This window comes from Devosia sp. Z11_6, from assembly GCF_058133665.1.
Genome location: NZ_JBYUNQ010000002.1, coordinates 674,380 through 698,310, shown reverse-complemented (window position 1 = coordinate 698,310; position 23,931 = coordinate 674,380). Strand labels below are relative to the sequence as shown.

Below are 23,931 nucleotides of genomic sequence, written 5' to 3'. Positions count from 1 at the left end.
GCCTGTCGCAGCATGCTGCCGCACAAGAAAAAGCTTGAGGAGCAACAACAATGGCACAAGAAAAACCCGGCTTCTTCAAGCGCCTGTGGGGCGAAATCATCGGCGAGGAACCCAAGCCCGCCCCCGCCGAGCCGATCCCCGCGCCGCCCGAAACCCTGCCCGAGGACGCTCAGCCCACGCCCGAGCCCGAACTCGAGGCCCCAGCACCCGAACCGGTGCCGCCCACGCCCGAGCCGGAAACCGACGAGACCGCGCCCGACGAGCTCCTTCCCGGCCCGCCCGAAACTACACCCGCCTATGTGGAGGAGCTCGAAGAGGAAGCCGAAGCCGCCACCGCTGCCCATCTGGCCGAGGGCGTGCCCGAAGCCGTTCCCGTCATACCCGCGCCCGCCACCGCCGAGCCCGTGCGCTTGGGCTGGTTCCAGCGCCTGTCCACCGGCCTCAAGCGCTCCTCGGACCAGCTCACCACCTCCATCACCGGGGTGTTTACCAAGCGCAAGCTCGATGCCGCCACGCTCGATGAACTCGAAGACGTGCTGATCCAGGCCGATCTGGGCATCGACACCGCCACCGCCATCACCGATACGCTGCGCCGCGACCGCTTCAACCGCGAGGTCAGCGGCGATGATGTGCGCGCCGTGCTCGCCGCCGAAGTGGAAAAGGTCCTCGCCCCCGTCGCCGTGCCCCTCCACATCGATCCCACTCACAAGCCCTTTGTGGTGCTGATGGTGGGCGTCAACGGCTCGGGCAAGACCACCACCATCGGCAAACTCGCACAAAAGTGGACGAGCGAAGGCCGCTCCGTGCTCCTGGCCGCGGGCGACACCTTCCGCGCCGCCGCCATCGAGCAGCTCCAGGTCTGGGGCCAGCGCACCGGCTCGCCCGTCGTGTCGCGCCCCGCAGGCTCGGACGCCTCGGGTCTGGCCTTTGATGCGGTCACGCAAGCCAAGGCTGAAGGGCGCGACATCCTCATCATCGATACCGCCGGGCGCCTGCAGAACCGCGACGAGCTGATGAACGAGCTCGAAAAGATCATCCGCGTGATCAAGAAGGTCGACCCCACCGCCCCGCACGCCACGCTCCTGACGCTCGATGCCACCACCGGCCAGAATGCCCTCAAACAGGCCGAGATCTTTGGCACCCGTGCCGGCATCACCGGCATCGTCATGACCAAGCTCGATGGCACTGCCCGCGGCGGCATTCTCGTCGCCATCGCCAAGCGTTTCGGCCTGCCCGTCCACTTTATCGGCGTGGGCGAAGGGGTCGATGATCTCGAGCCTTTTGCCGCCGCCGATTTCGCGCGCGCCATCGCGGGCCGGGAATAATCCGGCCCTCAGCCTAATTATCACCATGCTTAGGTCCTAGTGATCCCTTGCCGTTTCGGGCAACTCACCCCAGACTGCTGCGCAAGTAACAAGAGTTATGCAACAATGCCCAACCAAGCCGAACCCGAGATCGCCTGGGACGAACTTCGGCCTCAGATGATCAAGCTCGGTCTCGAACTGGGGCCGCTGGTCGTTTTCTTTATCGTCAACAGCCGCGCCGATATCTTTGCCGCCACCGCCTGGTTCATGGGAGCCATGGTCGTTTCGCTCCTTGCCTCCTGGCTGATCCTGCGCAAGATCGCGGTCATGCCACTGGTCACGGGCGTGGTCGTCTTGGTGTTTGGCGGCCTGACGCTCTGGTTGCAGGACGAGACCTTCATCAAGATGAAGCCCACCATCACCAATGGCCTGTTCGCCGCGGTGCTGCTGGGCGGCCTGCTCTTTGGCCAGTCCCTGCTCAAATACGTCTTTGGCGACGTCTACAAGCTGCGCCCCGAAGGCTGGAGCAAGCTGACCCTCAACTGGGGCTTGTTCTTCCTCGTCCTTGCCGTCATCAACGAAGTGCTCTGGCGCAATTTCTCCACCGACTTCTGGGTCACCTTCAAGGTCTGGGGCGTGATGCCACTGACTGTGCTGTTCTCCCTCAGCCAGCTCAGCCTCCTCAACAAATACGCCCCCCCGAGCGAGCCCACGCACGTCCCCCCGGTGGTCGTCGAAACCTGACTTTTGGTCACTGGGCGCCGGTGCTTGGCGTAGCGCCAGCGCCCTCCCCAACCTCGATTGTCACCCCGGCCTCGCGCCGGGGCCCATCCCGAGATCCCGCCCAGGCCGCCAGCTGTGCGAACCCGCACCACCTCAAGCCGAATGCCTCCGCGCGCGGTGATCGAAACCTACAACCCACCCATCCGGCAGATCAGCGCCCATTCCTCGGGCCGCACCTTGGACACCGACAAGCGCGACAGCTTGATCAGCTCGATCTCGGCCAGCTCGGGCGTGCTCTTGATGGTGGCAAGGCTGACCGGCCGCGGCAGCGGCTTGACCGCTTCCACGTCCACGCACTCCCACACCACTTCGCCCTTGGCATTGAGCTCGGCGGTGTCGTCGGGATGGGCGAGCGCGATCACCCGGATGATCCCCACGATCTCCTTGCCGATATTGGAGTGGTAGAAAAACGCCTCGTCCCCGATCTGCATCGCCCGCATATTGTTGCGCGCCGCATAATTGCGCACGCCATGCCAGGCTTCGGGCTCGCCGCGCGCCGTCTTGGCCATCATGTTCTCAAACGAGAACACGTTGGGCTCCGATTTCATCAGCCAATAGGCCACCGGGTCAAGCCTTGGGCGACATATGGTCAAACGCCACGCGCCAGGGCTTGATCTCGTAGCTACCGAAAATCCCCGCCTTGATGAAGGGGTCGGCCATGAACATCGCCGTCGCGGCCTCTAGGCTCTCGGCTTCCACCACCATTAGCGAGCCCTCGGGCTGCCCGGCCTCGTCGAGCAGGGCGCCGGCGAGCCGCAGCGTTTGCCCAAGGCTTTCCAGATGCTCCAGATGCACCGGGCGCGTCGCGAGCCGCTGCTCCATCGTGCCGGGCTTGTCCTTGGCGATCATGGCGTAAAGCATAGTTCAGTCCTCTCGTTTGAGCGGCCGGGACATCAGGCCCGCCACCACATCTTCAATTCCGGCGTGTCGATTGAGCACCTGGTCGACTGCATCCACCAGCGGTGCATCGACGCCCAGCCGGCGCGCCAGCGCTGCCGCGACGGGCGTGGTTGCCACCCCTTCGGCCAGCTTGGCGCCCGCGCCCATGATTTCGGCGACCGTGCGCCCCTGCCCCAGGGCGATGCCGAAGAGGTAATTGCGTGATTGCGGCGAGGTGCAGGTCAGGCACAGATCGCCCAATCCCGCCAAGCCGGTCAGCGTGCGGGTCGAACCGCCCATGCCCACCACCAGCCGCGACATTTCGGCGTAAGCGCGCGCGATCAGCGCCGAACGCGCCGACAACCCCAGCCCCGCGCCCTCGACAGCGCCACAAGCCAGCGCATAAATATTCTTGAGCGCGCCCGCCACCTCGACCCCGATCCGGTCATCGGCCGCATAGGGGCGAAAATGCGGGCCGGCCAGCGCTGCGGACAGCGCCGAGCTGTCCCCCGCATCATCCCCCGCCAGCGTCACCGCGGTCGGGCGCCCCGCCGCCACATCGGCAGCAAAGCTGGGGCCCGACAGCACGAACGGCACCGCCTCGGGCGCCACCTCCAGCAAAACCTCGCTTTGCCGCTGCAGGCTCCCCGCTTCCAGCCCTTTTGCACTCAGCACCACCGGCTTGCCCGCGAGCAGCGCGGGATCCAGCCCGCGCAAGGCGTCGCGGGTCGCCTGCGCCGGCACAGCCATGATCACAAAGTCTGCCGGCTGGGCGGTCATCACTGCCCGCAATCCGGGCAGCAGCGCCTGCTCGCCCAGGTAACGCCCATTGGTGTGGGCGCTGTTGATTTCCTCGGCCTGCGCCGCGTCCCGCACGAGGAGCGTCACGCCACGACCCGCCATGGCGGCGGCCTGCGCCAAGGCCGTGCCCCAGGCGCCGCCCCCGACCACCAGGGCTGTTTCAAGCCGCATCGGGCGTCACCTTCATGTCGGGCAGATCCAGCGGCCAGCGCGGACGCGCTACCGCATCAAGCCCGTCGCGCACGCCCAGCGCAAACCGCTCCGCCCCGGCCCAAGCCACCATCGCCCCGTTATCGGTGCACAGCGCAATCGGCGGCACCACCAGCTGCGCCCCCGCCTTGCGGCAAACCGCGTCCAGTGCCGCGGCGATGCTGCGATTGGCGGCCACGCCCCCCGCTACCACCAGCACCGGCGGGGCACTCGGCAACTCGGCCGCAAACCGCTCCAGCGCCTGTCCCGCCCGCACTGCGACCACCTCGGCCACCGCAGCCTGAAAGCTCGCGGCAATGTCGGCCACATCCTGGTCGCTCAGCGGCGCCAGCGCTTCGGCCTGCAGCCGCACCGCGGTCTTGAGCCCGGAAAAGGAAAAATCGAGCCGCGCTTCGCGCAGCAGTGGCCGGGGAAAGCGGAACCGCTTGGGATCGCCCGCGAGCGCCGTTTGCTCCACCGCCGGGCCGCCGGGATGACCAAGGCTGAGGAGCTTGGCGACCTTGTCGAAGGCCTCCCCCAGCGCATCGTCGATGGTCGTGCCCCAGCGCTCATAATCGCCGACGCCCCGCACCAGCACGAACTGGCTGTGCCCGCCAGACACCAGCAGCATCAGATAAGGAAACTGCACCCCATTGGTCAGCCGCGCCGTCAGCGCATGGGCTTCGAGGTGATTGACCGCCAAAAACGGCTTGCCCAGCGCGGCGGCCAGCGCCTTGCCGGTGGTCAGCCCCACCAGCACGCCCCCGATCAGGCCCGGCCCGGCCGTTGCCGCAATGGCATCCACCTCATCGAGCGCTATTCCCGCCTCGCGGCAGGCCTGCGCAATGATGTGGTCGAGATAGGTCACATGCGCCCGCGCCGCCAGTTCGGGCACGACCCCGCCAAAGGCTGCATGTTCATCCAGTTGCGAGCGCACGACATTGGAACGAATGACGCCCTTGCCGGATTGCTCGCGCACAACCACGGCTGCGGCGGTTTCGTCGCAGCTGGTCTCTATGCCCAATATGGTCGCTTGCGCTTGCCCGGTCACGTTGAACTGGTCTACTCCCTCGGGAGCTTCTGCCTACTATAGGACGCCAAGAAATTGCAATCGTCCCAGTTCTTCCTCCGGATCGGTACCCGCGGCTCCCCGCTGGCGCTCACCCAGGCGCGTCTGGTGCGCAGCCGGCTGTGCGCGCTGCACCATATTCCCGAGGAGGAGATCGCCATCGAAGTCATCTCCACCGCCGGTGACCGCACCCAGGCCACCAATCGCAGCCTGCTCGATATCGGTGGCAAGGGGCTTTTTACCAAGGAGATCGACGACGCCATGCTCGATGGCCGCGTCGATATCGGCGTGCATTCCTCCAAGGATGTGGCGACGCGCCTGCCCCCGGGCATCCGCATCGCCGCCTTCCTCGAGCGCGAGGATGTGCGCGACGCCTTCATCTCGGTCCATTATGCCGGCATCGATGCCCTGCCCGAAGGCGCCAAATTCGGCACCTCCTCCATTCGCCGCGCCGCCCAGGTGCTGCGCCAGCGTCCCGATCTCGACATTGTCCCCTTCCGCGGCAATGTCGGCACCCGGCTCGAAAAGCTCACCAATGGCATCGCCGATGCCACCATGCTGGCCCTTGCCGGCCTCAACCGCCTGGGCGAAACCCATCGCGCCACCGCGCTGCTTGACCCCGATATCTACATGCCCGCCCCCGCCCAGGGCGCCATTGGCGTTGCCGTGCGCAGCGACGATGCGCGCGCGGCCGAGCTCGTTGCCCCACTCGATCACCTCACCACCCACCGCGCCGTCGAGGCCGAACGCGCCATGCTCGCCGTGCTCGATGGCTCCTGCCGCACACCTGTTGGCGCGCGCACCGTCTGGGATGGGACCACCTTGACCCTCAAGGGCCAGATCCTCAGCCTTGATGGCGCCATGGCCTTTGACAGCGCCGCCACCGGCACCGATACGGCCGAGCTTGGCCGCGCCGTGGGCGAAGACCTGGTGGGCCAAGCCGGCACCGAATGGCTCGCGCAATGGGCGCGCTCATGACCACCATGCTCGTCACCCGCCCCGAGCCCGATGCGCAGTCCACCCTGCTGCGGCTCGAAGCCCTCGGCATAACCGGGCTCGTCGCGCCGCTGATGACCCGGCTGACCCTTGATTCCAGCCTGCCGCCGCAGGATGGCTTTGCCGCCATGGCCGTCACCTCGGCCAATGCCCTGCGTGCCCTCGACGATCGGGGTGCCCTCGAGCACTATATTCACCTGCCCGTTTTTGCCGTGGGCGACCGCACCGCCTGGGAAGCCCGCCAGATGGGCTGCACCGACGTGGTCAGTGCTGATGGCACCGCAACTGAGCTGGTCAATGCCCTGGTGCGCGCGCGCCTCGATGGTCCGGTGTTTTATCCCGCGGGCAAGCATATGAGCCACGACCTCGGCAAGTCCCTGGCCCCGTTCGGGCTCATGGTGGTGACCACCCGCGTTTATGACATGGTCGCGGTGGATGCCCTGCCCGAGCCGGTGATCAGGCAGCTTGCCGATGGCAGCATCGATGCGACGCTGCTTTATTCCCGGCGCACCGCCGAAATCTTCGTTGAGCTGCTCGAAGGCAAGCTCGACCACAAGGAGCGCAGCGCCTCCACCATGCTGTGTCTTTCGGAAGCCGTGGCCGAGCCCTTGATCTCGGCCCATTTCAACCGCATCGGGCTGGCTGATCATCCGAGTGAAGAAGCCATGATGGCCCTGGCCCTGGCTTTCACCCGCGAGCAAACTGCGCCATGATCGGACAACCACAGGGAGCCTGCTGATGGCCGACGATACCGACCCCAAGAACGGCACTGCCAAACCGGCCGATCCCGCAGCCAAGGATGCCGGCTCCCCCAACGCTGCGCCCCAGGACAGCAAGCCGGCCGAAACCCGCACCGGGCCTGTGAAGCCGCCCGTGCTCGACCTCAAGGCGCGCCCCGGCGACAGCGACAGCGGCAAGGCTGAGCGGCCCCAACCCGGCCCGACGCCCAAATCCTCGTCCAAGTCCTCGCCCTTGGGCTCGTCCCGCGACGCGGCTCCTGCCCCCACAACGGCCGGGTCGGGTTCCCGCACCGGCGCCACGGCCGGCGCTGTTGTTGGCGGGGGCCTGCTGGGCCTTGCCGCCGCTTATGGCCTCGCCTTTGCCGGCCTCTGGCCCACCCCCGATCTGCCCACGCCCCCGCCGGCGCCCGAGGATCCGCGTCTCGCCCAGTTCGCCAGCGCCATTCCCGAACTCGAAACCGTCACCCAAACCACCCAGGCTGAGTTGGAAGCGCTCCACAGCCGCATTGCCGAACTGGAAACGGCCGAGCCGGCCGCCCCCGCGCCCGCTGCGGCACCGGTGAACCTGAGCGGCATCGAAACCCAGATCGCCGCCCTCCAAACCCGGATCGACGAACTCGACGCCCGCCCCGCCGCTCCCGCCACTAGCCCCGGAACGCCTGCTGCACCCCCTGGCGCTGCAGTCCCGGCCGATCCGGCCGCCCTCGAGGCGCTCCGCACCGACCTTGCTGGTCTCGCCGGTCGGGTGGACCAGCTCAGCACCCTGCCCCAGCAGGTCGAGCAACTCAGTGCCCTTCCCGCTCAGGTCGAACAGCTCAGCGCCCTTCCGGCGCAGGTTGCCCAGCTCGAAACGCTCCCCGCCCAGGTTGAACAGCTCAACGGCCTGCCCCCGCGCGTCGATGAACTGGCGGCGCGCCTCGGCACCACCGAAGCCAATCTGCGCAATCTCGACACCGCCGTCGCGCAAACTACTGCGACCCTCGCCGGCCAGCCCGAGGATATCGGCGCCGTGCTGCAGCTGCCCCTGATCCTTTCGGGCCTCGAAGCCGCCTTCAGCACCGGCCGCCCCTATGAGGCCGAGCTGGGCGCCCTGCGCGCCGCGCTGCCGGGCGTCTCGGTGCCGCTCCCCATCGCCAATGGCGCCGCCGCCGGCATTGCCCGCCCCGATCAGGTGGCGCAGCGCTTCAACGAGGTTTTGCCCGCCATTCTCGCCGGCCGCCCCGCCGACCCGCAAGCCGGCTGGGCTGAAGGCGCGCTGGATTGGCTGCGCTCCGCCGTCGCCATCCGTCCGGTGGGCGAGCGTGAAGGCGATGACCCCGAAGCCGTCGTCACGCGCCTTGAAGCGGCGATCGCCCGGCGCGATTGGGCCGCCGCCGAGGCGCTCTTTGCCCAACTGCCCGAGCCGATGCGCGCCGCCGCGGGCGACGTGCCAACCCTGGTTGCAACCGAAGCAGAAGCGGCCCGCTTCCTTGATACCCTGCGCGCCCAGGCGCTGAGTGGCGAGGCCGCATCATGATCCGCCTTGCGTCCTGGATTGTCGCGAGCCTCCTCATCACCGCCGGCATCGCCTGGCTGATCGCCTTGCCCGGCACGCTGACCCTTGAAGTCGCGGGCTATCGCATGCAGCCCCAGCTGGGCGCCGCGATCTTCATGCTGCTGCTGGTCGCGGTCATCATCATCGTGATCTGGTCGATCGTCAGTCGCGTCCTGGCCACCCCCGGCTCCCTCGCCCGCCGGGGTCGCGAACGCCGCAAGGAGCAGGGTGTCGACGCTCTGTCGGACGCCTTCATCGCCCTGCAGTCCGGTGATCCCGCTCGCGCCCGCTCCCTGGCGCGCGAAGCCCAGGCGCGCCTGCCCGGCAATGCCGCCGCCCAGTTGCTCGAGGCGCGCGCCGATCTCGCGCTCGGGGACATGTCCGCCGCCCGCGAGCATTACCGTGCCCTCATCGCCAGCGAAAAAACCGCCGTGGCGGCCCTGACCGGCCTTTACGACCAGGCCCGGGCCCAGAACCGCTCGGACGCCGCCCTCACCTTTGCCCGCAAAACCCTTGCCCTCGCGCCCGCCAGCGGCTGGGCGGCCTCCGCCGTGTTCGATGATCTCACCCGCAATGGCCAATGGGCGGAAGCCGTGGCCATGGTCAATGCCGAGCCTGTCGCCAACAGGGAGGAACGCGCCGTCAAGCGCCGCCGGCAGGCCGTGATCGAAACCGCCCGCGCCCGCGAAGCGGAAAACACCGATCCGCTCGTCGCGCTCGACCATGCGCTGACCGCCCTCAAGCTCCTGCCCGATTTCGTGCCCGCCGCCCTCATTGCCGCGCGCATCCACATCAATCGCGGCGAAACGCGCAAGGCCATGAGCCTTCTCCGCCGCATCTGGCGCGCCACCGGCCACCCCGATGCTGCCGCCCTTTACGCCAATGCCCAGCCCGGCGCTTCGGCGCTGGAGCGCCTCAAGCGTGTGCGCGAACTGATCGAAACTCCGCCGGCGACGCGCGCCGCCGCAATGGTGCTGGCCCGCGCCGCCATTGATGCCTATGACTGGCCCCTGGCGCGCAATGCCCTTGCCCCCTTCAACGGCCCCGAAGCCACCCAGGGCGTGTGCACCCTCATGGCCGAAATCGAGGAAGGCCAGAATGGCGATCAGGGCAAGGCGCGCGAATGGCTCGCCCGCGCCGTGCGCGCCCCCCGCGACCCGGTCTGGACCGCCGATGGCATCACCTCCGACGAGTGGGAGCCCATTTCCCCCGTTTCGGGGCGCCTCGACGCCTTTGAATGGAAAGTCCCCGTCACCGCCGTGCACCGCCCCACGCTCGAAACCACCCCCGCCGCTCAACTGCCGGCCACCACCGAGCCCCTCCCCCTGCCCCTGCCCCAACCCGCGAGCCAGTAAGCGACCGCCACCGTCCCGCCCAGATCGGGGCTGAGGATGGCCTCCCGGCGCCGCCCCGATCCGGCGTCAGTCGGGGCTTGAGGGGCCCGCCCCATGGGAGCATCGGGCTTATGAGTGCATCGCGGCGTCAGTTCCTTGGGGGCGCCGGTGCCCTTGCCACGCTTCCCTGGCTATTCGGCCCCGCCCGCGCAGCCGCGCCGCCCGCTCCCGCGACCCTGTCTTTCCTCGCTCTGGGGGATTGGGGCCAGCCCCGCGCCCTCGCCGATGCCACCACCGTCGCCGCCCAACTGGCGCAGGAAGCCAGAACCCGCGCCGCCGCCTTCATCATTTCCACCGGCGACAATTTCTATGATCGCGGCGTCGCCGACACCGCCGATCCGCTCTGGCAGGCGGCCTTTGAAACCATCTATGCCGATCCGGCCCTCCAGGTGCCCTGGTATGTGGTGCTCGGCAATCACGATTACGGCGGCCAGCCCGATGCCGAGCTCGCCTATGCCCTGCGCAGCGACCGCTGGACCCTGCCCGCCCGCTATTATGTCGAGCAATACCGCCTCATCGACGGCACTGGCGCCGATTTCTTTTTCCTCGACACCACGGGCCTTGTGAACCTCAACTTCGCCAATCGCTGGTTTTTCACCGGCGCCGCCGCCCGCGCCCAGCTCGATTGGCTCGATACGATGCTGGGCGCCAGCACCGCCCGCTGGAAGATCGTGGTCGGGCACCATCCCGTATTTTCCCACGGCGCCCATGGCGATAGCCCTGCCCTCGTCGAAGGCGTCCTCCCCATCCTGCAACGCCACCGCGTCCAAATCTATCTCAACGGCCACGACCACAATCTGGAACACGCCGAACGCGACGGCATCCATTTCCTCACCAGCGGCGGCGGCGCCGAACAGCGCCCCGTCACCCCCGTCGAGCCCCCAGGCTTTGCCGCCGCATCCCTCGGCTTTCTATCCGCAACCCTCGCCCCCGACCGCCTCGAGATCACCTTCATCGACCAAACCGGCACCCCCCTCCACCAAGCCACCATCCCCGCCTGATTCTTTGGTCACTGCAAAGCAACCCTCGACCCTCGCTCTTCGCCTGGGGGCCTTGCTCGAGCGGCTGTCCGGGATGGTATCCGCCCTGCCTCCGCACCATCCAAAAACTCCCTTTTCCACCAGAGCCGCAGGCGAAACCCTCCCCCTTGTGGGGAGGGATCAAGGGAGGGGGTTCCCTCAACACCCCACGAGGGCCGCCGCCTCCGCCACAGGGCCTTACTGAAGCAAAACGCGACGAAAGCCCCGATCCCCACCCTCCCCCTCGCGGGGAGGGCCGGGGAGGGGGGCCGTTTGGCCCCGAGCCATCCCCCAGCCCCACCGTCCCCTCCTGAGAGAAGCAGGAAGCAAGAAGTCCCCCCGTCCACCCCGCCCCGCTGCTGCAACGCCGCAACACGGCCGCGCACAGATCCTGCCCGCCCCCCACGCAGCAACCCTTGCAAACCCCCGCGCCCCCTGCTATCTCCGCCTGCGTTGCCGCTTTAGCTCAGTTGGTAGAGCACATCATTCGTAATGATGGGGTCAGGTGTTCGAGTCACCTAAGCGGCACCACTTTTCCCCCCTGATGTTCTGGCTGCCGTCCATATCGGCATGCTTTGCGTGAGCGCCACGAGGCCGCCTGCCCCGGCCACGCGCCCCCTCAGGTCACAACCACAATCTTGCCGCCCGCGCGGTTTTCTTCCATGCAGCGATGCGCGGCGGCGATCCCTTTGAGCGTGAACCGGGGTCCGAGCGGCAGCAGCAGTCGCCCGGCCGCCACGTCCTCAGCCATCTCGTTGAGCGGCATTTCCAGAAACTCCTCCACCCGGCCGGCATAGGTCGACAGACCCACCAGGTGGGGAATGTCGATCATCGGCTCGAAATTGGGCAGCGTCCAGGCGTCGCCCACCATGCCGGTTGAGCACACAATGCCCCCTTCGGCAGCGCAGGCCAGCGAATCGCGCAGCGTTGTCGTGCCCACCAGCTCGAGCACCTTGTGCACGCCCTCGGGCCAACGGGCGCGAATGGCCGGGGCGATCTCGCCGTCATCGATCATCACATGGTGGGCCCCGAAGCGCTCGAGCAGGTCGCGCCGGTCCTCGCGCCTTGTGGTGGCGATCACCTCCGCTCCGAACCGCGCGGCAAGGCTCGCGGCGGTGAGCCCCACCGACGTGGTGCCGCCGCGGATCAACAGCCGTTCGCCTTGCTGCAGGCGCAGCCCCTTGAACAACGCGCCCCAGGCCGTTTGCCCCATTTCGGGCAGCGCCCCCAGCACTTCCCAGGGCAAGTGGATCTCGACCCGCCGCACCTGGCGGGCCGGAACAACGCAATATTGCGCATAGCCGCCATCGAACTGCCGCCCCATGCCACCCATGACGGTAGCGACGCGCTCCCCAACGCGCAAATCGCCGCCGGGAGCCTCGGCCACTTCCCCCACCGCTTCGATCCCCAAAATGCGGGGGAAGGAAACGCCCGGCGAATGGCCCTGCCTTGTGTAAAGCTCGGACCGGTTGACGCCAAAGGCGCGGACGCGGATCAAAACCTCGCCGTCCTTGGCTTGGGGGATCGGTCGCTCCTCGATCCTCAACACCTCGGCCCCGCCCGGCGCCCGCACCACCGCCGCCCGCATCACCCCTGCCGCCACTTTGCTGCTCCCCCAACGGTCCTCGCCGTCGCCGCAAGGGGAAGCCGCGCACCGCATCGGGTCAAGCACCCAGCCGCGAAAGCACCGTTCGCCGGCTGTTTACGGCCAGACGCCTACAAAAACCGATACACCGACGTCCCGATGATCACCGCTCCCACGCCCACCATCAACGGGCGCAGTGGCAGGCGTTTGACGAGGAGGGCGCCGATCGGCGCCGCCAGCACGCCGCCAATGATGAGGCCGATAGCGGCGTTGAACTGGGTCCAGCCCAGAGTCAAAACAAAGGTGAGCGAGATCGTCACCGTCACCAAAAATTCCGACAGGCTGGTGGAGCCGATGACCTTTTTGATCATGCCCCCGCCCCACCAGCGACGAGGTGACGATCGGCCCCCAGCCGCCCCCGCCCATGGCGTCGAGCAGCCCGCCCCCCAGCCCGATCCCGGGCACCAGCTTGTCGCTCACCTGGCGCGGCTGGAATTGACGGAACGCCTTGTAGAGAATGTAGAACCCAAAGCCGATCAGATAGATCGACACCAGCGGCTCCATGAAACTCGCATCGATGCTGGACAGCAGATAGGCGCCGATCGCACCGCCGATCATGCCCGCCGGCGCCAGCCAGGCCACCAGTTTCCAGTCCACATTGCGATGATAGGCATGCGAGGCGCCCGAAGCGGCGGTGGTGAAGATTTCGGTCACATGCGTCAGCGCGCTTGCCGCTGCCGGCGGCAGGCCGATAGACAGCAGGGCCGTGGTGCAGATCACGCCAAAGGCCATGCCCAGCGCCCCGTCAACAATCTGGGCGCAAAAACCTATCACGATGAAGATCAGCAGTTCCTGGCTCATGGCTTTGCCCCCTTAGCCCTCCGAAACGCCTAGCGCAGCACGATCCAGGTTGGCGCATGGTCGCTCGCCTTGTCCCAGCCGCGCACGTTCCGATCGACGCCGGCGTCTTCCAGCCGGTCGGCCAGGGCTGGCGCCACCAGCAGATGGTCGAGCCGCAAGCCGGCATCGCGCTCATAGGCGTTGCGGAAATAATCCCAGAACGTATAGATCCGCTCGCCGGGATGCATGGTGCGCAGGGCATCGGTCCAGCCCTGCTCGAGCAGGCCCTGATAGGCGGCGCGCACTTCGGGGCGAAACAGCGCGTCCTTGGTCCAGCGCTCGGGCTTGTACACATCGAGCTCCGTCGGCATCACATTATAGTCCCCCGCCAGCACGGCGGGGATATCGGCTGCGATCAGCTCGCCTGCATGTCGGGAAAAGCGCTTGAACCAGCGCAATTTATAGTCCCATTTCGGCCCCGGCGCCGGATTGCCATTGGGCAGGTAAAGGCAGCCCACCAGCACGCCATTGACCGCCCCCTCGATGTAACGGCTGTGCTGATCTTCGGCATCGGCCACGAGTCCGCGCCGGGTTTCCACCGGCTCGGTACCCCGCGCCAGCAGCGCCACCCCGTTCCAGCTTTTTTGGCCCAGCCAGATGGCGCCATAGCCTGCCTGTTCGATTTCCTTGCGGGGGAACCGCTCATCTGGCGCCTTGAGTTCTTGCAGGCACACCACATCGGGCGCCGCTTCCTCGAGCCAGCGCAGCAGCACGGCAAGCCGTCCATTGATGCCGTTGACGTTGAAGGTCGCGATCTTCACCCGCCGGCACTGTCCGGAAATGGCGAGCGCTCCGGCGGCATGGTAGGCCCAGGCTCCGGATTGTCATTGGGATTGGTTGGATCGGGCACCGGCAGGTCCCCTTCTTTGGGCGCATCATCGATCGGGCGCGGAAAGATCGGCGGCACCGGCCCCGGATCAGGCGCGGTCGGGCTGGGATCGATGGGTGGAAAACTCATGACCTTGGCTCCGTGCTTGGGCGTGCTCACCCAATGGAGCCGAGCTCCACTTTGTTCCCGCGATTGACCCGTTCATAGTCCGTTCATCTTTGTGGCGGGACCGCGGCAGGAAGGTTTGCAACGCTATCGTGCTGCCGCATTTTCCATGTTCTAAACCCGCCCATCCCAAGCGCTTGCGATATACCTCGCCCCTCTGGCATGACATTGTTAAGTATAGTGCCGACGCGCCGCGCCCTTCCGACGAGCCCCCTTTCATGCCCTTCCGCTTCGTCCACACCGCCGATATTCACCTCGATTCACCCCTCCGTTCCCTGGCATTACGCAATGCCGATCTAGGGCAACTGGTCGGCGACGCGACCCGGCAAGCGCTTGTTTCCATTGTCGATCTTTGCCTTGCCGAAGCGGTCGACGCCCTCGTGATCGCGGGCGATCTTTATGACGGCGACCAGACCTCGATGAAGACCGCCCGCTTCATCGCGACCCAACTTGGCCGCCTGCACGAAGCCGGCATCGCCGTCTTCATCGTCCGCGGCAACCACGACGCACTGTCCAAGATCACCCAGGAACTGATCCTGCCCGACAGCGTCAAGATCTTCGGCAGCCGCGCCGAAACAATCACCCTGCGCCGCGGCGCCCTCGATATCTCCTTGCATGGACTGAGCTTTTCGCGTCCGCACGCCCCGGAAAGCCTGCTACCCAAATTCCGCGCCCCCTCCCCCGACGCCGCCCATATCGGCATCATGCACACCAGCCTCGCCGGCGCGCCGGGCCACGACAACTACGCCCCCTGCAGCCTCGCCGACCTGCAGGAATGGGGCTTTGATTACTGGGCCTTAGGCCATGTCCACGCCCGCGCCCATCACCCCGGCGACCGCCATGTCATCATGCCCGGAATGCCCCAGGGCCGCGACATCAACGAGGCCGGCCCTAAAACCGTATCGCTGGTGACCATCGCCGATGATCGCTCGGTAACCGTCGAGGAAAGGCTGACCAGCATTGCCCAGTTCGAGCGGCTCGCGGTTGATCTTTCGGGCCAGCAATCCTGGCGCGAAGTCATCGACGCGCTTGAAAGCAGCGTCGCCGCCTTACGCGCCGCCACCGCAGCGCCCCATCTGGTGCTGCGCCTCAAGCTGGCGGGTGAAACGCCCCTGAGCTGGCGCATGCGCCGCGATCGCGACTTGCTCCTCACCGAAATTGAGCAGCGCCTGGAGGGACCTGGTCAAACCTGGATCGAAAAGATCGAGCTGGCCACCACCTCCCCAAACACAGCCGAAATCCGTCCTTCGGCCGATCCGGTGCTCGAACTGGGTGACCTCATGCGCACCCAAAGCATCGGCCAGCACAGCGTGCGCGAAACCCTCCGGCAACTGGTCAAGGATGTGCGCGACAGCTTGCCGCCCGAAGCGCGGCGCTTTGCCGGCGATGACGAAGCAGGTTTCGAAGCCTTTATCGACCAGGTGCTGAGCGAAGGCAGCGAGGACGTGGTCGCCCGTTTGCGTCAAAGCGAAGCCGGGGCCGATTAATGCGCCTGCGCCGCCTCGACCTGCTTCGCTATGGCAAGTTCACCGATTTTTCGCTGGATTTCGGCGCCCATGAGCCCGGAACGCCCGACCTGCACATTATCTATGGGCTCAATGAAGCGGGGAAATCCACCTCGCTTTCGGCCTATCTCGACCTGCTGTTCGGCATCGAGGAGCGCAGCCGCTACAATTTTCTCCACCCCTATCCGTCCATGGAAATTGGCGGGGTTTTGGAGTTCAACGACGAAAACCATGCGCTGCGTCGCGTCAAGGGCCGCACCAATTCGCTGCGCGATGGACGCGGCCAGCCCGCCAATGAGGCGCTGCTGAGCACGCCACTGGCAGGCCTTACCCGCGACGCCTATCGCATGATGTTCTCGCTCGATGATCAAACCCTTGAAGATGGCGGCAATGCCATTCTGGAAAGCCGGGGCGATCTAGGAGAGCTGCTATTTTCGGCGAGCACGGGCCTTGCCGATATCGGCCGCATTCTTGAAGGCCTCAAGGCGGAAGCGGACGGGATTTACCGCAAAAGCGCCAGCTCCACCCAGATTGCCGTCCACAAGCGCCAAATTGCCGAGCTGAAAACGAAGCGGGACCAGATTGATGTGCAGGCTTCCGCCCACAATGCCCTCGTCGCCGATCTGGACCGGGCGACCAGGGCATACGAGGAGATCAGCAGTGAACTTGGGCGCGCCCGGGCTGAGCATGAAGCTCTAAGCCGCATCGCACGCGCATTCCCCCTCGCCCAGGATCACGCTCGCCTGACCGAGACGCTCGCCAAGTTGGAGGATCTTCCCCGCCCGCCCGCCCATTGGGGCCAGGAACTGCCAGGCCTGATGCACGATGAAACCCGGCTTCAAACGCGCAATGCCGAACTGGAAGGCCGCGCCAAGCGCCTTCGTGCCGAGATCGACGCCATTGCAGTGGACGGGGCGGTGCTGGCTCTCGCCGAGCCCATCGAGGCACTTGACGATGCCGCGGCCCGCTTTCGCACCGCCGAAGACGACTTGCCCAAGCGGCGCCAGACCTTGCTGGAGCAACAGGCCCGCATCTCCGCCATTACCCGCTCACTTGGGCGGGCGGACCAAGCCGACGCCCGCGCCCTCCTCATCCCGGCGCCAGTCGCCGGAACCCTGCGCGACCTGATCGAGCAGCGCTCCGGCATCGACGCGCTGCTCGCGACGGCCGAGCAGGAAGTCACCGCAGCTCAACTCGCCTTCGAGGCGGCCGAGCAGGAGCAACAAACCTTGCTTGCCAAGCGGCCAAGCTTAGATCCATCGACTGTAGCCAATCTGCAAGCCGGCATCGCCGCCGCGCGCCAAAGCGACCTTAGCGCCCGTGAGCGGATCCATGCCCGAGAGCTCCCGCGGCTGCAACGGGAGTTCGATGGCGCGATGGCTGCCTTGCTGCCCTGGTCCGGCACTGCTGCTGATCTGGCTGGCCTCACATTGCCAACAGTCGCGCAAATCAGCCGGTGGCGGAGCGTCATCAGCGAAGCGGAGGCACGCGCAACAAGGCACCGGGAGAACCAGCGCGAACTGCTGGCGCGCCAAACTGAACAGCTTAATCGCATCAAGCATTTGCGGGCTGCCGGAGCGATCGACGATACCGAGGCTGCAAACCTGCGGGCCGAACGCGATGCCGCCTGGGGCCGCCATCTGGAGCAACTCGACCGCGCTAGCGCTCTGCAATTTGCGGCTACCATGACGGCCGCCGACCAAATGACTGACGCCCGCATCGCCAACGCGCAAGCTACGGTGGAAATGCGCAGCCTTTCGGCTGAACTCACTTCCACCGAGGCGCGCCTAGCCCAGGAAGAAGCACAACTGGAGGAAGCGGCAACAGAACTCGAAACGCTGCGCTCGGCCCTCCGCGCCAGCCTGCCCGCTGACCTGGATCAACTCGCCGACACCGCCACACGCCAATTGCTGGACGACATCGACAACTGGCGCACGGGGGTGGAACGCGCTCGCGCTGCGCTGGCGACGCTGGACGGCGCAACCGCCGCGCTCAGCGACACGCGCGCTGAACTTACCCGTGAACGGGACGAGCTTGCCCAAGCGCTGACCGCCACTGGCGCCGACACAAGCGCGTTGAGTGTGCCCGCGCTGCTGCAAAGCGCCGAGAACGCTTTGAACGCCGTCGCCTCCGCTCAGGCGGCAAGCGAAAGCGCGGACAAACTGCTGCGTGAGCGTGAGCGCGAACTGCTGGCGCGCCGCCGCGTTCGAGACGCAGCTTTGGGCAAGCAAGCAGACTGGCAGAACCGCTGGGACCGAACGGTGGAAGAAACCTGGTTTGCCGACCAGGCCCCCAGCACCGGCGCAGTGCGGGCAATTCTGGACGCCTTGGCGGAGCTTGGTGCAGAACTGCGCCACCGAGAGGAAACCGAGCATCGTATCGCTGCCATGGAGCGCGATCAGGCTGCCTTTCGCGAGCGAGTGGCGGAACTGCACAACGAGCTGAAGGAGACGTTCGAGCCTGCACAGGCCCCGCAACTGGCTGGAGCCCTTGCCCAAAGGAGCCGCCAAGCCCGCCAGAGCCTGCAACGCCGCATGGAAAAGGCTGGCGAACTCGAAGCGCTGCAGGCCGAGTTGGGGTCCCTGGCGCAAGAGCTGCGGGTCTGCGAGGCCAAGAAAGGCGAACTGCTCGAGTTCTTTGCCGCGGAGGACCTGGCCGGGGTAGCGGCAGCCCTGGCGCAGTGCGCCGAGCGCGACCGGCTCGAACATGAGCAAGCCAAGCTTGCAGCCCGCATTGTCGGCGAGATGAACGTGTCGAGCCTTGAAACGGCATTGAACAGGCTTGCCGATATTGACCGTACGGCGCTGGACGAAACGGCGGCGGTGCTTGCCGCCAGGCTTGAGGATTTGGACGAGCGGCGGCGGATGCTGTTCGCCGAAAGATCAATGGCGCAGGAACGACTCGCTGCGGTTGGCGGCGATGACGCGGTTGCCCGGATCGAAGCGGAACGGCGCACCTTGTTGCTCCAGATCGAGGAGCTCGCCTTGCGCTTTGTGCGCCTCCGCGCGGGAGGGCTTGTGGCCGAGCACGCCTTGCATGCCTACCGCGAACAGCATCGCTCTTCCATGATGCAACGCGCGTCCCAGGCATTCCAGCTGATTACCCGCAACGAATATACGGGCCTCACCACCCGCGCTGAAAAGGACGGGGAAGCGCTCATTGGGCTCGCGCGCGGCGGCGGCTCCAAGCTCGCCACCGATATGTCCAAAGGCACGCGGTTCCAGCTGTACTTGGCCTTGCGCCTTGCAGGATATGCCGAGTTCGCTGCCGTGCGCCCTTCTGTACCGTTCATCGCCGACGACATCATGGAAACCTTTGACGAGCCGCGCTCGGAAGAAGTGTTTCGGCTCTTTGGCCAAATGGCCACTGTGGGGCAGGTGATCTATCTGACCCACCACCGCCACCTCTGCGACATTGCCCAGCAAGTGGTTCCGGGTGTGCGCATCCACCAGATCGCTTCCTGAGGTCTCAACCGGGCGCTCGGCGCCTTCCGAGTGCCCCGCCGCCCTCTTGTGTAAGAAACTTACAACCATCCTCGGCTCTTAGGGCAGATTCGTCATTGCCACCGCATGAACAGGTGGCCCTTCGCGGCGGTTGCTTGACGACGAAAGTAGGTTTGTTACAGATTGCTGCATCCCGGCCGTTTCGGCCAAGCGCACCAGCGCTCCAACCTGCCATTCCTGTCGAGGTCCGCCGATGAGCTACAAAGCCATCTATACCTATGCCTGGGACCTCCAGGAGGCTGGTGTTCCCACGGCCGTTGACGAATTCCGGCGGCTGGGGCTCGACACCGTAACAGTGGCCGGCAGTTATCATGCCGGCAAGTTCCTGCGGCCGCGTGGCACCAGGGGCAAGGTTTATTTTCCCGAGGATGGTACAGTTTATTTCCATGCCGATCCGGCACGCTATGGCACAATTCAGCCGCTGGCCAACTCCCTGCTCGCCGAGGGCGATGTTCTTGGTGAACTGACGCGCTCAGATATGGCTACCAATGTGTGGCTGGTGCTGTTGCACAATACGCGGCTGGGGATGGCCCACCCGGAAAGTGTCGTGCGCAACGCCTTTGGCGATCCCTATTTCTACAATCTCTGCCCATCAGCTCCGGACGCACGCGCCTATGCTGTTGCTCTCGCGACTGACGTGACCGAGCGCTATTCCGTATCGGGCATTTCCCTCGAAGCACCCGGCTGGACGACTTATGCCCATGGCTTTCACCACGAATTTGCCCTCCTGAAGTCCAATGCCTGGCTCGAAAACCTGCTCGGGCTTTGCTTTTGTGAGCATTGCCTCGCCAGTGCGGAACGAGCCGGCATCGATGCGCGCCGGCTCAAGGCTCAAATTGCCAGCGACATCGAGGCTTATCTGGAAAGCGGCATCGATTATCCCGCCGACATGGCGGAAGCCTTCTGGCGAGCCGACCTGGCGGGAGACTTTGAGCTCCAGAGCTTTCTTGATTTCCGTTGCGGCGTCGTAACCTCCTTGGTCGGTGAAATTCGGGACGCCGTCAGAGCCGATGCAACGGTTTCGGTGATCCCCTCCGTTGCCCGGCCGACCGCCGGCGCCTGGTACGAGGGCAGCGATTTGCCCGCGCTGGCGCAAACGGCTGGAATCATCGAGGCGTGCTTTTATGAAGCATCGGCCGAGCGGGTTTCCGCCGACCTTTTCGATCTCCAGCGACGCCTCAGGGGCGCGGGCAAGCTGCGCGGCATCCTGCGCCCTTCCTATCCCGACCTTGCGAGCAAAACCGAATTCCTCGGCGCTGTGCAGGCGCTCCGCGCCGGGGGCGTCGAAGAAGTCGCCTTCTACAACTGGGGTTTCCTGCGCCAAGACAATTTGGCGTGGATTGGTGACGCGATGCGCGAACTTGGCTGAGCGGACCGGAACCGACCTGCGGCAAACTCCCTTTGGGGGGTCCGCACGCTTGAGACATTGCCTGGAACCACACGCCCTCCCCCGTGCGCGAGTTTAGCCCGGCTGTGTGCACCACAAGGGCCCGGTTCTCACAGCTCCCCTTCGTCTGAGCCGCCGAGTTGGGCAATGCGCCGGGCCATGCGGGCGCTGGGAGCGACCAGCTTTACCGAGCCGCTGGGCGAGCCGAACAGCGCCTGCCGCTCTTCTTCGGTGGACATGAAGAACGGGTATCGCTCCAACAGCGGCGGATAAATCACCGGCACATCGGCCACCATCAGCACCATCGGGAAGCGCAGCCCGTGATAATACCGAGCCTCGCCCCACTGCGTGGAGTTGAACACCCTTCGGTAAAAGGCGGAGTGTTCGGGCCTCACCGAGGACAGGCAATAGCGAGCGCCATAATGGCGCGCGGCCATCACCCCGATCCTCAGGGCCAGAAAGGGCAAGGCCGGATAAGCTAGAGTCGCTTCGTGATCGGCGGTGAACCGGCCGGGATCCACCATGTGCACCCCGTCCGCGATCAACGGATCGAGGAGGTCAGGAAATACCGATTGTGATGGCGAAACCGGGGTGTCTCGGCTCAGATGATGGACGCGGATGGAACTCACCAGCCGCCCGTCGATAAGCACCCCGAAACAGGAAACATTGGGCAGTTCGTCGAACTCGTCGCGCACCACCTGCTGGCTGTTGAACGGGATGAATTCCTCCCGCCGATAGGCCTCGTAACGAAGCCGATACACTGGATCAAGCTGATCCTCTACGCTCACCCGCCGGTACTCGACCCTGTCCAAGAGATCGACAAGCGCTTCCGCAAAACGGGAAGTGCCCCCAGCAACGGGTGTGACTACCGCACTCATCACATCACCCCTTACACCCGACACAAGTTAATCACTTGTTAGTCATGTTGAAAACAGGGGAACTGCGGGGTTTGGCGGCGTTTCTGGCGAGGGAAATTTTGTGCCGCCGGCAAAAACGCCGGAGGGGCGGGCGTTTACCGAGAATTAACCGTTTTAACGATTTTCGCAGGGAAGCTTTGCGCCATGCGCATGCGGCCGATCAACTCGGCAATCTCGCGCCGCGGGAGCGGCGCGCCAAACAGGAAGCCCTGGATTTGATCCACGCAAGTATGCTGGGAAACCAGTTCCAACTGGTCCTCGGTTTCCACCCCTTCGGCAGTGATCACCAGATTGTTGTCCTTGCCCAATTGGGCCACATTGGACAGGAGCTTGAGTGCCCGCGCATCGGCGGCGATGTTCATGACGAAGCTGCGATCGATCTTAAGCTTGGTGAACGGCAGCGCCTGCAGATAGCTTAGCGACGAATAGCCGGTGCCGAAATCATCAAGCGCAATGCCGATTCCCTTGGTCGCCAATCCACTCAGGATCTTGGTGGCCGCGTCCCGCTCCTCGATCAGCGCGGTTTCGGTTACCTCGACTTCCAGCCGGTGCGGTGCCAGGCCGGAACTGCGCAGCGCCTCCTCGACCATGTCGCCGACATCAGCATTGCGGAAATCGCGAGCCGAGATGTTCACCGAAACGCTGACATCTTCGGGCCAGGAGCGGCATTCGCGCGTAGCGGTCGTCAGCACCCAGCGGCTGATATCGGAGATCAAGCCGGTTTCTTCGGCCATTGGGATAAAAATGGCTGGGGAAATGGGTCCGAGTTCGGGATGGTGCCAGCGCGCCAGCGCTTCGCAGCTGACCACGCGCTGGGTCTTGATATCAACGATCGGCTGGAACACCAGGGACAGCGCGTCCGTATCAAGGGCATGGCGCAGATCGGTCTTGAGGCGCTGGCGATACCGGTAATCCACGTCCATTTCTTCCTGGAAGCACTGCACCTGCGACTTGCCCGATCCCTTGGCCTTGTAGAGCGCAAGATCGGCCTTGGTCATCAGTGAATCCAGCCCCTCGGCCATGGCGTCCTCAACCACGAGGCCGACGCTGACATTGACCGCGATGACCTGGCCCATGATGTTGAATGGCGGCTTGAACACGGCAACGATGGCTTCGGCATCGCGCGCTGCCTCTGCCTGGGTGACATCGCCGCGATAAACCAGGAACTCATCCCCGCCAAAGCGGCCGACAAGGCAATCCACCCCCATCAAGGTGTCGAGGCGGTGGGACACCTCCACCAGCAGGCGGTCCCCGATCAGGTGACCCATCGTATCGTTCACATGCTTGAAGTCGTCGATGTCCACGATCATCAGCACGATCTCGCCAAAGGCGCGCGTGGTGCGGCGCTGCACCAGATCGGCTTCCACCAGTTCGGCGAAGTGCCCCCGGTTCGGCAAACCGGTAAGGCTGTCGAAATGCGCCATGAAGTTGATCCGCTCGGCCGCCTCCACGCGCGCGGTGATGTTTTCGAACAGCAGCACCTTTTGTTCGCGCCGTGAACTGACCGTAACTTCGATGAACTCACCGGTTTCGAGCTTCAGGACGGTCTTGCCACTACCCCGGGCAACGCAGTCGAGCAGATTCTGCGCATCCGGGTGCGACAGGGTATCGTGGGCTTCGGCCTGCGCGATGCTGTCGGAAAAGCACCGGCCGCCCCATTCTCCCGGCACCAGCGCCTGGAAGATCTTTTCGGCATAATCATTAGTGACCGAGATAAAGCCCCGGCTATCAAGCATGCACAGGCCATGCTGCATCGTATCGAGTGCGGTATCGAGCTCAATGGCGAGGCGGGAGGCCTCAACCCGCTGGTGAACCGCGCTAAGGAGGATCAAGCGGACATCGCGCGCCAATACGCGCATGCTGAGCAGCATGGGCAGCATCAGGACGCCAAGAACCTGGTGGTAGATATCCCCCCCGAGCAGCAACCCGGCGCACATCAGGGTGCAGGCAATAACCAGTTGCAGGGTGAGGAGCCGGTCCAGCCCGAAATTGCGCGTGACAATGCCCACCATGCAACCAGTGGTAGTGACCATGCTGATGATCTCCGCGACGGGATCATCAACAAAGACGAAGCTGAAGAAACACCAGGAGCCATAAACAAGCGCGGCGAAAGCGCCCCAGAGCGTAGCGCGCACTTCCCACTGATAGGCCGCGTCGACATCCTCTGGACCGATATCGGCCTGCTTGAACTGCGTCATGTCGATAAATCGAAAGACGGCGATCAACAGGAAAATGACGGTGATGCCCCAAAGCAGCGGAGATCCGGTTTTCAGCGCGGTCGTGGCCGCGCCGACAGCGCTGGCCAGCGTGCCGTAAATCATCGCGCGCCTGTCCTTATAGACAGACTTGACGGTCGATACGTAATCGAGCGCCGGCATTGATTTATGCGCGGGGGTGAACACACCTGTCTCCGGTTCGTGATCGGCCAATCA

At 65.3% G+C, this 23,931-nt stretch carries 19 protein-coding genes, 1 tRNA gene and 1 pseudogene; 11 read left to right on the top strand and 10 right to left on the bottom strand.

The window, feature by feature from the left end; translation table 11 throughout:
• Nucleotides 1-50: 50 nt before the first annotated feature.
• On the top strand, nucleotides 51-1,325 hold the full coding sequence (gene ftsY, locus AC3YMN_RS08615) for a signal recognition particle-docking protein FtsY (protein WP_489889694.1): 1,275 nt from the start codon (nucleotides 51-53) through the stop codon (nucleotides 1,323-1,325).
• A 105-nt stretch (nucleotides 1,326-1,430) separates the two neighbouring features.
• Nucleotides 1,431-2,048: a septation protein A gene (locus tag AC3YMN_RS08610; protein WP_489889693.1), complete on the top strand. Its 618-nt coding sequence runs from the start codon at nucleotides 1,431-1,433 to the stop codon at nucleotides 2,046-2,048.
• Between the two features lie 167 nt (nucleotides 2,049-2,215).
• On the opposite strand, the gene AC3YMN_RS08605 is transcribed toward AC3YMN_RS08610, so the two are convergent.
• From AC3YMN_RS08605 to tsaD, 4 genes are read right to left on the bottom strand one after another with little or no spacing between them, the layout of a single operon-like run.
• Entirely contained in the window at nucleotides 2,216-2,650 is a 435-nt protein-coding gene (locus tag AC3YMN_RS08605) for an EVE domain-containing protein (RefSeq protein ID WP_489889692.1), read from the bottom strand.
• A gap of 4 nt (nucleotides 2,651-2,654) precedes the next feature.
• Nucleotides 2,655-2,948 carry a YciI family protein gene (locus tag AC3YMN_RS08600; RefSeq protein ID WP_127754694.1) on the bottom strand — a complete coding sequence of 98 codons (294 nt, stop codon included), beginning with the start codon at nucleotides 2,946-2,948 and terminating at the stop codon, nucleotides 2,655-2,657.
• Between the two features lie 3 nt (nucleotides 2,949-2,951).
• A complete protein-coding gene (locus tag AC3YMN_RS08595) occupies nucleotides 2,952-3,938 on the bottom strand; it encodes an NAD(P)H-dependent glycerol-3-phosphate dehydrogenase (RefSeq protein WP_489889691.1) in 987 nt (328 codons plus the stop codon).
• The gene (gene tsaD, locus AC3YMN_RS08590; protein ID WP_172125721.1) at nucleotides 3,928-4,983 is read right to left on the bottom strand and encodes a tRNA (adenosine(37)-N6)-threonylcarbamoyltransferase complex transferase subunit TsaD; all 1,056 of its coding nucleotides are present in this window, start codon (nucleotides 4,981-4,983) and stop codon (nucleotides 3,928-3,930) included. The genes AC3YMN_RS08595 and tsaD overlap by 11 nt, the downstream gene beginning before the upstream one ends.
• 78 nt (nucleotides 4,984-5,061) lie before the next feature.
• Here tsaD and hemC point away from each other — a divergent pair, with 78 nt between their 5' ends.
• From hemC to AC3YMN_RS08560, 6 genes are all read left to right on the top strand, one after another.
• Entirely contained in the window at nucleotides 5,062-6,003 is a 942-nt protein-coding gene (gene hemC / locus AC3YMN_RS08585; RefSeq protein WP_489889690.1) for a hydroxymethylbilane synthase, read from the top strand.
• Nucleotides 6,000-6,734 (top strand): uroporphyrinogen-III synthase, encoded by a 735-nt coding sequence (locus tag AC3YMN_RS08580; protein WP_164854905.1) that lies wholly within the window; start codon nucleotides 6,000-6,002, stop codon nucleotides 6,732-6,734. The genes hemC and AC3YMN_RS08580 overlap by 4 nt, the downstream gene beginning before the upstream one ends.
• Before the next feature lie 25 nt (nucleotides 6,735-6,759).
• Nucleotides 6,760-8,277, top strand: a complete 1,518-nt coding sequence (locus tag AC3YMN_RS08575) for a COG4223 family protein (protein ID WP_489889689.1) — start codon at nucleotides 6,760-6,762, stop codon at nucleotides 8,275-8,277.
• On the top strand, nucleotides 8,274-9,650 hold the full coding sequence (locus tag AC3YMN_RS08570) for a heme biosynthesis protein HemY (RefSeq protein WP_489889688.1): 1,377 nt from the start codon (nucleotides 8,274-8,276) through the stop codon (nucleotides 9,648-9,650). Before AC3YMN_RS08575 ends, AC3YMN_RS08570 begins: the two co-directional genes overlap by 4 nt.
• 110 nt (nucleotides 9,651-9,760) lie before the next feature.
• Nucleotides 9,761-10,690: a purple acid phosphatase family protein gene (locus AC3YMN_RS08565; RefSeq protein ID WP_489889687.1), complete on the top strand. Its 930-nt coding sequence runs from the start codon at nucleotides 9,761-9,763 to the stop codon at nucleotides 10,688-10,690.
• A 473-nt stretch (nucleotides 10,691-11,163) separates the two neighbouring features.
• Nucleotides 11,164-11,239, top strand: a tRNA-Thr gene (locus AC3YMN_RS08560).
• 88 nt (nucleotides 11,240-11,327) lie between these two features.
• Here the strand turns inward: AC3YMN_RS08560 and AC3YMN_RS08555 are convergent.
• From AC3YMN_RS08555 to AC3YMN_RS08540, 4 genes and pseudogenes are all read right to left on the bottom strand, one after another.
• A complete protein-coding gene (locus AC3YMN_RS08555) occupies nucleotides 11,328-12,311 on the bottom strand; it encodes a zinc-binding alcohol dehydrogenase family protein (protein WP_489889686.1) in 984 nt (327 codons plus the stop codon).
• A gap of 113 nt (nucleotides 12,312-12,424) precedes the next feature.
• Nucleotides 12,425-13,154 (bottom strand): annotated as a pseudogene (locus AC3YMN_RS08550) (sulfite exporter TauE/SafE family protein).
• 29 nt (nucleotides 13,155-13,183) lie between these two features.
• Complete coding sequence (xth, locus tag AC3YMN_RS08545) at nucleotides 13,184-13,954, bottom strand: exodeoxyribonuclease III (RefSeq protein ID WP_489889685.1); 771 nt, start codon at nucleotides 13,952-13,954, stop codon at nucleotides 13,184-13,186.
• Entirely contained in the window at nucleotides 13,951-14,151 is a 201-nt protein-coding gene (locus AC3YMN_RS08540; RefSeq protein ID WP_172121518.1) for a hypothetical protein, read from the bottom strand. Before AC3YMN_RS08540 ends, xth begins: the two co-directional genes overlap by 4 nt.
• Before the next feature lie 254 nt (nucleotides 14,152-14,405).
• Here AC3YMN_RS08540 and AC3YMN_RS08535 point away from each other — a divergent pair, with 254 nt between their 5' ends.
• The 3 genes from AC3YMN_RS08535 (at nucleotide 14,406) to AC3YMN_RS08525 (ending at nucleotide 20,564) form a co-directional block, all read left to right on the top strand.
• Nucleotides 14,406-15,674: a metallophosphoesterase family protein gene (locus AC3YMN_RS08535; RefSeq protein ID WP_489889684.1), complete on the top strand. Its 1,269-nt coding sequence runs from the start codon at nucleotides 14,406-14,408 to the stop codon at nucleotides 15,672-15,674.
• Nucleotides 15,674-19,156 carry an ATP-binding protein gene (locus tag AC3YMN_RS08530; protein ID WP_489889683.1) on the top strand — a complete coding sequence of 1,161 codons (3,483 nt, stop codon included), beginning with the start codon at nucleotides 15,674-15,676 and terminating at the stop codon, nucleotides 19,154-19,156. The genes AC3YMN_RS08535 and AC3YMN_RS08530 overlap by 1 nt, the downstream gene beginning before the upstream one ends.
• Before the next feature lie 232 nt (nucleotides 19,157-19,388).
• Nucleotides 19,389-20,564 (top strand): hypothetical protein, encoded by a 1,176-nt coding sequence (locus tag AC3YMN_RS08525; protein WP_489889682.1) that lies wholly within the window; start codon nucleotides 19,389-19,391, stop codon nucleotides 20,562-20,564.
• 128 nt (nucleotides 20,565-20,692) lie between these two features.
• Here AC3YMN_RS08525 and AC3YMN_RS08520 read toward each other — a convergent pair whose 3' ends face one another.
• Both AC3YMN_RS08520 and AC3YMN_RS08515 read right to left on the bottom strand, forming a co-directional pair.
• The gene (locus AC3YMN_RS08520; protein WP_172121522.1) at nucleotides 20,693-21,460 is read right to left on the bottom strand and encodes an N-acyl amino acid synthase FeeM domain-containing protein; all 768 of its coding nucleotides are present in this window, start codon (nucleotides 21,458-21,460) and stop codon (nucleotides 20,693-20,695) included.
• 134 nt (nucleotides 21,461-21,594) lie between these two features.
• Nucleotides 21,595-23,901: a putative bifunctional diguanylate cyclase/phosphodiesterase gene (locus tag AC3YMN_RS08515; RefSeq protein ID WP_489889681.1), complete on the bottom strand. Its 2,307-nt coding sequence runs from the start codon at nucleotides 23,899-23,901 to the stop codon at nucleotides 21,595-21,597.
• Nucleotides 23,902-23,931 lie beyond the last annotated feature (30 nt).

Bases quoted from the DNA above. Each gene is read 5' to 3' on its own strand.
- AC3YMN_RS08540 (WP_172121518.1), bottom strand. From the start codon at position 14,151: ATGAGTTTTCCACCCATCGATCCCAGCCCGACCGCGCCTGATCCGGGG.
- AC3YMN_RS08530 (WP_489889683.1), top strand. From the start codon at position 15,674: ATGCGCCTGCGCCGCCTCGACCTGCTTCGCTATGGCAAGTTCACCGAT.
- AC3YMN_RS08520 (WP_172121522.1), bottom strand. From the start codon at position 21,460: ATGAGTGCGGTAGTCACACCCGTTGCTGGGGGCACTTCCCGTTTTGCG.
- AC3YMN_RS08525 (WP_489889682.1), top strand. From the start codon at position 19,389: ATGAGCTACAAAGCCATCTATACCTATGCCTGGGACCTCCAGGAGGCT.
- AC3YMN_RS08535 (WP_489889684.1), top strand. From the start codon at position 14,406: ATGCCCTTCCGCTTCGTCCACACCGCCGATATTCACCTCGATTCACCC.
- AC3YMN_RS08570 (WP_489889688.1), top strand. From the start codon at position 8,274: ATGATCCGCCTTGCGTCCTGGATTGTCGCGAGCCTCCTCATCACCGCC.
- AC3YMN_RS08610 (WP_489889693.1), top strand. From the start codon at position 1,431: ATGCCCAACCAAGCCGAACCCGAGATCGCCTGGGACGAACTTCGGCCT.
- AC3YMN_RS08580 (WP_164854905.1), top strand. From the start codon at position 6,000: ATGACCACCATGCTCGTCACCCGCCCCGAGCCCGATGCGCAGTCCACC.
- AC3YMN_RS08565 (WP_489889687.1), top strand. From the start codon at position 9,761: ATGAGTGCATCGCGGCGTCAGTTCCTTGGGGGCGCCGGTGCCCTTGCC.
- AC3YMN_RS08575 (WP_489889689.1), top strand. From the start codon at position 6,760: ATGGCCGACGATACCGACCCCAAGAACGGCACTGCCAAACCGGCCGAT.
- AC3YMN_RS08600 (WP_127754694.1), bottom strand. From the start codon at position 2,948: ATGCTTTACGCCATGATCGCCAAGGACAAGCCCGGCACGATGGAGCAG.
- ftsY (WP_489889694.1), top strand. From the start codon at position 51: ATGGCACAAGAAAAACCCGGCTTCTTCAAGCGCCTGTGGGGCGAAATC.
- AC3YMN_RS08595 (WP_489889691.1), bottom strand. From the start codon at position 3,938: ATGCGGCTTGAAACAGCCCTGGTGGTCGGGGGCGGCGCCTGGGGCACG.